The sequence below is a fragment of the Aquimarina sp. I32.4 genome (assembly GCF_002924285.1).
Lineage (GTDB): Bacteria > Bacteroidota > Bacteroidia > Flavobacteriales > Flavobacteriaceae > Aquimarina.
Map to the genome: position 1 here is coordinate 1 of NZ_PGUB01000140.1, position 9020 is coordinate 9020.

Annotated in this window: 8 protein-coding genes; 5 read left to right on the forward strand and 3 right to left on the reverse strand. The window is 33.8% G+C overall.

The features are described 5' to 3' along the window. The first annotated feature begins 333 nt into the window (after positions 1 to 333). Positions 334 to 2127 (forward strand): hypothetical protein, encoded by a 1794-nt coding sequence (locus CVD18_RS20085; protein WP_103867286.1) that lies wholly within the window; start codon positions 334 to 336, stop codon positions 2125 to 2127. A gap of 98 nt (positions 2128 to 2225) precedes the next feature. Then, a complete protein-coding gene (locus tag CVD18_RS20090; RefSeq protein WP_103867287.1) occupies positions 2226 to 2501 on the forward strand; it encodes a heavy-metal-associated domain-containing protein in 276 nt (91 codons plus the stop codon). Positions 2502 to 2512: 11 nt separating this feature from the next. Here the strand turns inward: CVD18_RS20090 and CVD18_RS20095 are convergent, their stop codons facing one another. Both CVD18_RS20095 and CVD18_RS20100 read right to left on the reverse strand, forming a co-directional pair. Next, the gene (locus CVD18_RS20095) at positions 2513 to 4570 is read right to left on the reverse strand and encodes an acetate--CoA ligase family protein (protein ID WP_103867288.1); all 2058 of its coding nucleotides are present in this window, start codon (positions 4568 to 4570) and stop codon (positions 2513 to 2515) included. A 145-nt stretch (positions 4571 to 4715) separates the two neighbouring features. Beyond that, complete coding sequence (locus CVD18_RS20100) at positions 4716 to 5162, reverse strand: Rrf2 family transcriptional regulator (protein ID WP_103867289.1); 447 nt, start codon at positions 5160 to 5162, stop codon at positions 4716 to 4718. Positions 5163 to 5270: 108 nt separating this feature from the next. On the opposite strand from CVD18_RS20100, the gene nadA reads away from it, so the two are divergent. Genes nadA through CVD18_RS20115 form a run of 3 tightly spaced genes read left to right on the forward strand, consistent with a single transcriptional unit; the run spans position 5271 to position 8514 of the window. Continuing rightward, a complete protein-coding gene (nadA, locus tag CVD18_RS20105) occupies positions 5271 to 6206 on the forward strand; it encodes a quinolinate synthase NadA (protein WP_233194602.1) in 936 nt (311 codons plus the stop codon). 1 nt (position 6207) lies between these two features. Continuing rightward, positions 6208 to 7794, forward strand: coding sequence for an L-aspartate oxidase (gene nadB / locus CVD18_RS20110; RefSeq protein WP_103867290.1), 1587 nt, complete (start codon positions 6208 to 6210; stop codon positions 7792 to 7794). A gap of 12 nt (positions 7795 to 7806) precedes the next feature. Next, positions 7807 to 8514: a thioredoxin family protein gene (locus CVD18_RS20115; RefSeq protein ID WP_233194603.1), complete on the forward strand. Its 708-nt coding sequence runs from the start codon at positions 7807 to 7809 to the stop codon at positions 8512 to 8514. On the opposite strand, the gene CVD18_RS22420 is transcribed toward CVD18_RS20115, so the two are convergent. Beyond that, positions 8433 to 9020 (reverse strand): UPF0236 family transposase-like protein (locus tag CVD18_RS22420; protein ID WP_199185070.1); only part of this gene is annotated, 588 nt, incomplete at its 5' end. The genes CVD18_RS20115 and CVD18_RS22420 overlap by 82 nt on opposite strands.

Genomic DNA, 9020 nt, shown 5'->3' on the forward strand with positions numbered 1-9020 from the left:
ACAAAAAACTGTCCTAGATGTTAACGCTATAAAGAATTACAGAAATATCGAAGCACAATATCAAAAACTAATATCAACGCAATTATAAACTAGAGCCACTACAAATTATTAAACACTACAAATCAATACCTTACAAATTAAAAAGCTTTACTATTAAGTGTATAGCACTGGATATTGGATGTTTTTTACTCTTACCCATCAAACATGACATTTATCATGTTTTATCATACTGATGTTTTAGATTTTTGACAGAAGTATATAGTAAACTCATTTTAAACTTTTTGGTTTTAAGTGAGTTCATTGATATATCATTACAAATCTTAATTCACTATAATGAAACTACATTCATTTCATATTCCTGTAATGGGAATAGGTTTTACTATTGATACTCCTATAAAAGTTTCTCATTTGGGCATAGATTCTGTCATTTCTCTGGTAGACGATATTTTACTAGAAAAACTTAGAAAAATGTACTGTAGTACATTTGAACTGCCTTACAAAGAAATTACAGACAGTATAGACGATTTTAGAGCAAAAAGAATTACCTCGTATCTCGACTTGGTCAATAATCTAACAGAAAAAAAATTTAAACAGCTTAAAAACATTACTACCGAGTGTAGTAATGAGTTGAAACAGTATTTTAATATTCTACCAGATACTTCTGCTCTTAAACAAAAGTTTAATGCTCTTACATCTAATGATTTTAACCTTAATCAAATTAAAGATTTTATAGAATCAAACTTATCTATGGGGAGTATTGATGTAAACATCATGACCAAAGTAGATAAAGAGAACTATAAGAAAAAGGAGAAGCTACCCTCTGAGTATAATGATGCTCATGCGGCATTAAGAGGATATGCTAATAGCAATTTATCTTCTTCTATAATCCTATCGGCGGGTATGAACCCAAGGTTATACAGCTATATGGAAAATTTTGAAGATTTTTACCCTAATGAAAAGGGAGAAATCAAAAAGAAAATTGTCTTAAAAGTCAGTGATTACAGGTCTGCTCTCATACAGGGTAAATTCTTTGCAAAGAAAGGATTATGGGTTTCAGAATACAGAATAGAATCAGGGCTTAATTGTGGTGGGCATGCATTTGCTACAGATGGATATCTGCTAGGCCCAATACTTGCCCAGTTTAGAGATCACAAAGAAGAATTAATCTCTGAAACATATAAAATTATCTCAGAGGTATTAGAGCGAAAAAACCGTACGGTTCCTAAATCTCCTCTACCTACAAAAATCACTGCACAAGGAGGAGTAGGAACGGCAGAAGAACATCAGTTTTTATTAGATCATTATAACATAGACTCTGTAGGATGGGGTACTCCTTTTTTACTAGTACCAGAAGCTACTACTGTTGATGATGACACACTAAATAAATTAACAAAAGCCAAAGAAGAGGATTTGTATTTGAGCGATATATCCCCTTTGGGAATCCCTTTTAATAGTATAAAAGGAAATACCAAAGACGAAGAAAAAATGGCTTTAATCAAAAAAGACAGACCAGGAAGTTCCTGCCCCAAAAAATTTGTTGCATTAAACAAGGAGCTCACAGAAAAAGGAATCTGTACTGCTTCTCGCCAGTATCAACATTTAAAAATCAAGGAACTTAAAGAAAAAGAGCTTTCTACAGCAGAATATGATCAGGAATATCAAAAAATTACAGAAAAATCCTGTACCTGCGTTGGTCTGGGAACTTCGGCTTTGCTCAAGTATAACTTAGATACCAAAATCGAAGGAAAAGGAGTTTCTGTATGTCCTGGCCCTAATATGGCTTATTTCTCTAATGTTATGAGTTTAAAAGAGATTACCAGCCATATTTATGGTGAGTCCAAAGGTGTAATTACAGATGATCGTCCTAATATGTTTATAAAAGAACTCGCTATTTATATTGAGTATCTAAAAAATAAAGTAGAAGAAACAAAAGAGACCATCAGTGATAAACAGAAAAAGTATTTTTCAACATTTGCAAACAATCTAAAAGATGGGGTTTCCTATTACGAAAACTTGTTTCAAAAAATAGAAAACTCTTTTGATAGTTCTAAATCACAAATAATAAATGATTTGAAGCAAAGTAAAAACACCTTAGCTCAAATGTATGTAAAGATTAAAGAGCTTTAATACACCTATCTTTCTGCACTATATCAAAAGCCAATAAAACTGGTTTAGACATAGTGCAGAAAAAATATAACCTATTTAGTATCAAAAAAAATAAGAACATGGAAATATCCTTAAGAATTCAAAACTTAAAATGTGGAGGCTGTTCTCATACTATTATCTCCAAACTTTCGCAAATAGAAAATATAGCTAGTCCAACTATTGATGTAGAAACCTCTACCCTATCTTTTGAATACCTCACCAAAGAAGCGCTTGCCTTGGTTAAAAACAAATTAAGCGCCTTGGGATATCCTATAGAAGGAGAAACCAACACCACAATCACAAAAGCTAAATCTTTTGTAAGTTGTGCTATTGGCAAAATAGCAAAAGCTAATTAGGTTTATACTATTTATTTATCAATTTGTATACGTACATCTACAGCGGTAATTGCTTTTTGAGAACCTATCAAAGGATTGATATCCATTTCTGTAATTTCTGGAGCTACTTCTACCAATGCAGAAATACGCTGAATAATGTCTATAAATAGTTGCTGATCGATTCCTTTTTTTCCACGAACTCCTTGAATCAATGCATACCCTTTGAGAGAAGTAATCATCTTTTCTATTTCTGGTTTTGATAACGGGCTTAAACCTGCCGCAACATCATTCATCACCTCTATATAGATTCCTCCTAGTCCACATAATATGGTATGCTTAAATCCTGTTTCTTTTTTTACTCCTACAAATAACTCAAGACCCGCCAACATAGGCTGTACCATAACTGCTGTAGCATCCTTAATCTGCATGAGTTGCTCAAAATTATGACTAACTTCTTCTAATGAATTCACATTCAAAATAACACCTTGCGCATCTGACTTATGCAAAGGCCCTACCACCTTCATCACCAAAGGAAAATCTATTTTTAAAACCTCAGCAAGTAATTTTTCTTTATCAGACACAACCACTTCATGCACTCTGGGGATTCCTGATGCATCTAGTAACTCTATAGCTTCTTGAGGTGATACATACCCAGATTGTGCTGTATCTACTATTTTTCTGATTTTCTGTTTATCAACTTTAGGAAGTTCTATATGCATTGCTACTGGCTCGGGGGTTTTAAAAACCTGAGTCAAAGCCTTACCCAAAACTACTTCATCTGGAAAATTGATATTGCCTTTCTCTAAAAATGTATTGATTTCTTTTCTAGCATTGATAACAGAAGGTAATACTGGAAAAATAGGCTTCTTGCAAATGTCTAATTTTACACTTAATACATTATACACATTTTCTACATCAAATAATCCAGGGCTACCAAAAACCACCACCATCGCATCAATCTCTTCAAACTTATGCTCACAATAATCAATAATAATTCCTAATTGCTCTGCTGTTCCTGTTGCCAGAAAGTCAATAGGATTACTTACAGAAGATCCTGGATATAGAAAGTTTTCTAGTGCTTCTGCATCCTCACCATCAATAACAGGTATTTTTAAGCCTCCTTTTGAGAGTACATCAGAAAGCATAACAGCAGAACCTCCTGCATGTGTTATGATGGCTATATTTTTTCCTTTAAGTGGTTTATAATTAAAAATCGAAGCTACACTCAATAACTCTTCTCTACTACTACAATACACAATACCTGCTTTTTTAAACAAGGCTCGTACTGTCATATCAGAACTTGCAATAGCACCTGTATGAGAAGATGCTGCCCTGCTTCCTTCAGAGGTGCTTCCTGCTTTTATAGCTGCTATTTTTGCACCTTTTTTTATTAAGGATGAGGCATGTTTCAGTAATTTCTCTGGGTTTTGAATAGACTCGAGGTATAATAGTTTGATTTTGGAGTCTGTCTGAGGATCAAAATTAGTATCCATATATTCAAGTACCTCTTCTACTCCTGTTTGAGCTGCATTTCCTACAGAGTATACATTGGCAAATTTTACTCCCAAAGAAGCTCCCGCTTCCATTATAAAAACAGCTGTTGCTCCAGAACTTGATATCAAATCACAACCATCTTTGCTATACTTGGGTATCGGAGTGGTAAAAACTCCTTTGTAATGCTCTCCTAAAACACCAATACAATTAGGCCCTATCAAACAGCCATTTACACTATCAATACAATCCGCTATTTCTTTTTCTAATTGTTGCCCCTCTTCATTAGTTTCAGAAAATCCTGCTGAAATAATAATAAATGCTTTAGTGTTTTTTTGAGTAGTTAATATCTGAACTGTTTCTAAGCAATACTTTGCTGGTATAGCCAAAATGGCTAAATCTGTATTAGGAATATCATTGACCGCACGATAACTTTGTAATCCTTGTACTTTCTCCTCTTTTGGGTTTACCATCCGTACATCTCCATGAAACCCTCCGTCTAGAATATTTTTTACAATTTTTCCTCCTGGTTTTTTTATATCATTAGACCCTCCAATAATTACAATACTACTAGGGTCTATTAATTGTTTATTTATCATAAATCTATAGATTATATGACAAAAATAAACCAGCCATGATAATATTTCATGACTTATATCATGATATATATTACTTCCTTAAAATATAACTATTAAACCAAGATAATCTACTGATACGTATACAAATCAAAAAGAACATATCTTACTATATATCAAACCCTTTTAAGGAGATAACGGTCCCATTTTCTTTAATCTCTCTTACCAAATCATGAATACTTTTATCTCTAAAATCTTTTAGTATACTTTTTTTGAAAGGAGAAACAATATGATGAACAGGACAAGGGTTTATATCATTACATTTAGATAGCCCCAAAAAACAACCTTCAAACTTTTCTGTACCATCAATACATTTTACAACATCCCAAATAGCTCTTTTCTTATCAGTATCATTGAGATAGAAACCGCCTCTAGGACCTTTGGCAGAAGAAATCAATTTATCAGATGCTAATTTTTGTAATAACTTGGCCAAAAATGCGTAAGGAGTTTCTAAATCCTCAGCTATTATTTTTACTCCAATCTTTTTGGTTTCATCTGTATGTATTGCTAGATAAATCATTGCTCTAATAGCGTACTTGCAAGCATTGGATAACATCTATTTTTCTGTCAAAGGTAGTAAAAAAGATATTTTTATCTTCTATTATGACTTAAGTCATATTTTTCAGTTATAAATACTTCTATTTTTCGTCCATAAAAGTTTTAATTGTCAGAAGTGGAATTACAAGATAAAATAACCCGATTAAAGAGGGAAAAGAATGCCATAATTTTAGCGCATTATTACCAACGCCCCGAGATACAAGAAATAGCAGATTATGTAGGTGATAGCCTAGGATTATCACAAAAAGCAGTAGAGGTAGATGTCGATATTATTGTCTTTGCAGGAGTACATTTTATGGCAGAAACTGCAAAAATCCTCAATCCTACAAAAACAGTTGTATTACCAGACTTAGAAGCAGGTTGTTCTCTGGCAGAGTCTTGCCCCCCTGAAGCATTTAGTAAATTTGTAAATGCACACCCTAATCATACCGTAATTACCTATGTAAATTGTAGTGCAGAAGTAAAAGCACTTACCGATATTGTATGTACCTCATCCAACGCACTCAAAATTGTAGAGTCTGTACCCAAAGACCAGCCTATTATTTTTGCTCCTGATAGAAATTTAGGAAAATATATCATGAAAGAAACGGGTAGAGATATGCTCCTTTGGGATGGTAGCTGCCTAGTACACGAAGCTTTTTCTATAGATAAGCTTTTAGAGTTACATAGCGCTTATCCTGATTACAAAATCATAGCACACCCAGAATCTGAAGAACATATTCTAAAAACAGCTACCTATATCGGCTCTACTGCTGGAATGATTAATTATGTAAAGAAACATTCTGATCAAAAATTTATCGTAGCAACTGAAGCTGGTATTTTACACGAAATGCAACAGGTGGTTCCTAATACAGAACTAATCCCTGCTCCCTCAAAAGAAGACAACACCTGCGCTTGTAGTGAATGTGCTTATATGAAACTTAATACATTACAAAAGCTATATGATTGTTTATTAAACGAAAGCCCGCAGATAGATGTTCCCAAAGATACTCGTGAAAAAGCATTAATACCCATTGAGCGTATGCTCGAACTCTCTGTATAATATGATTACAACCAATTACCTCGTTATAGGCTCTGGAGTTGCTGGATTAACATTTGCTGTCAAAATAGCCGAAAAGTTCCCTCATAAAACAATTACCATTGTAACCAAAGGTGATGAGGATGAATCTAATACCAAATATGCCCAAGGGGGGGTGGCGGTTGTTTTGAATACCAAAGAAGATTCTTTTCAAAAACATATTCAGGATACATTGATCGCTGGTGATGGATTATGTAATCAATCGATTGTAGAAATGGTGATCAAAGAAGGGCCTAAACGTTTTAATGAACTTATCACCTGGGGAGCAAGCTTTGATCTGAATGCTCAAGGAAATTATGACTTAGGTAAAGAAGGGGGACATTCTGAAAACCGCGTAGTACATCATAAGGATATTACTGGGTATGAAATAGAACGTTCTTTATTACAACGTATACATCAACTTGCAAACATAACCCTACTGTCACATCATTTTGCCATAGATCTTATTACAGAACACCATCTTGATACCCCTATCCCAAAACAATTATCTTGCTATGGTGCATATGTATTAAATCAAAAAACAGGAAACACCCTTACAATAAAAGCAGGCAGCACCCTATTAGCATCAGGAGGAATTGGTAGCGTGTATGGGCATACCACAAATCCATCTATTGCAACAGGAGATGGAGTTGCTATGGCATATCGTGCCAAAGCAAATATACAAGATATGGAGTTTATTCAATTTCATCCCACAGCTTTGTATACCACAAATCAAGGTTCTGCTTTTTTAATTTCTGAGGCTGTACGTGGTTTTGGAGCTTATTTACGTACCAAAAAAGGACATCGATTTATGCCCGACTATGATCCCCGTGCAGAGCTGGCATCAAGAGATATTGTCTCACAATCTATTGATACAGAATTAAAAAAAACTGGAGACACCCATGTCTATTTAGATTGTACTCATCTTGACATACATACTTTTAGACAACATTTTCCTACTATCTATGAGCAATGCAAGCGTCTTGATATTGATATCTCAAAAGATTGGATTCCTGTAGTACCAGCATCTCATTATTTATGTGGTGGTATTGTAGTAGATCAACATGGAAAAACTACTCTTATAAATCTATTTTCTTGTGGCGAATGCTCTAGAACAGGATTACATGGTGCCAATAGATTAGCATCTAATTCTCTACTAGAAGCATTAGTATATGCGCATAATATTTATACCTATATATCTTCTCACCCTCCTAAACATACCAAGGTTTTTATCCCTGATTGGAACGACGACAAGGCTCTAAATAATAGTAGTAATGATTTTATCAGAAAAAATACTGTTGAACTACAAAAATTAATGAGAAATTATGTAGGCATTGTGCGATCTAATGACACACTAAAAATAGCTATTGAACAATTGGATAGTATGTACAATAAAGTAGAAGATTTATATAAAACTTCTAAGATAAATACCTCTTTGTGCGAATTGCGAAATATGATCAATGTAGCACATCTAATCATTACACAATCACTTGAAAGAAAAGAAAATAAAGGTGGATACTATAATAGTAATAATCTTAACTCAAAAAAAGTATTGGAAAATAATATAACATAAAAATGGACTACAATGATAATTCGGGAAATAATACAAAAAAGCGTTTTAAAAAGTATATCGTATGATGAATATCTACTATTAATCAATTCTTTGGTAAAAGAAAATAAAACTACCGGAATACAACAAACTGAACAAAAAATCAACTTTACCAAACTAAATGCCAGTAGGATGCGTCGATTAGACAAAACGATAGTTATTCCTAAACAGGCAATCTCTATTTTTCAAAACATCTCTATAAAACAAACGTGGTTGGTTATTCTAGAGAGCTGGTGTGCAGATGGCGCACAAACCATCCCTATTCTTAATAAAATTGCGACCTCAACTTCTGCTATAGATTTAAAAATTGTGTTAAGAGATGAAAATCTTGAATTAATGAGTCATTTTTTAACCAACGGAACACGATCTATCCCCAAACTCATTATTCTTGATCAAGCATTAAACGTACTACATCAATGGGGTCCCAGATCAGAAATGGCAACAAAAATGGTTGTAGCATATAAAAACCAAAACGGAAAAATAGATGATGCTTTTAAAAAGTTTTTACAGATATGGTATAACAAAGATAAAGGCGAAGCTATTATTGAAGAATTGGTACATATGAGTAGCCACTCCACAAAGGGTGTACGACAAATTTCCCATTATGCTGCATTTTGGCATAATTGTTTGATCCTGTGTTCTTGTTTGCTTTTATATACTACTCTTAGTTGCGCCATTTGTTGAAAACCTTCCATAGTCCATCGCTGCCCAGATAACTTCAATCGCTGTTGCAGCACATCTTTGTGAGCAGATTCTATGGCTCCCGATCCTATTATCAGCCCTTTTTCAATATATTTATGATACTGCATTCTGTCTTTATTTTTACGATAATAGTTGATCAATGTGTTTCTTTTTCCAGTTGTTTTGCGCTGTTCTGGTAATTTTTCAAGTGTTACAATAATGGGGTCAATCCCCTTGGTGAGCATCATTTCTGAGAATGTATCAATCCACTTATATCTTTGTTTTTCATCTTTATAGTAAAGTTTAGCAAATTCGCATAGATGTTCTTTACAATGATAATAATCTACAATCTGTATACTTTCAGGATAGTGTTGTTCTATCCATTTCCAAATCCACCTTGCGCCATCTGCTATAAAGACAAGAGAGTTCAGGTTTTCCAAATGATAATCCATCTTTGTAATGAATTCCTTATAATCCCCTAGATGGGTAACATAGGTAGAGGCTGTCAA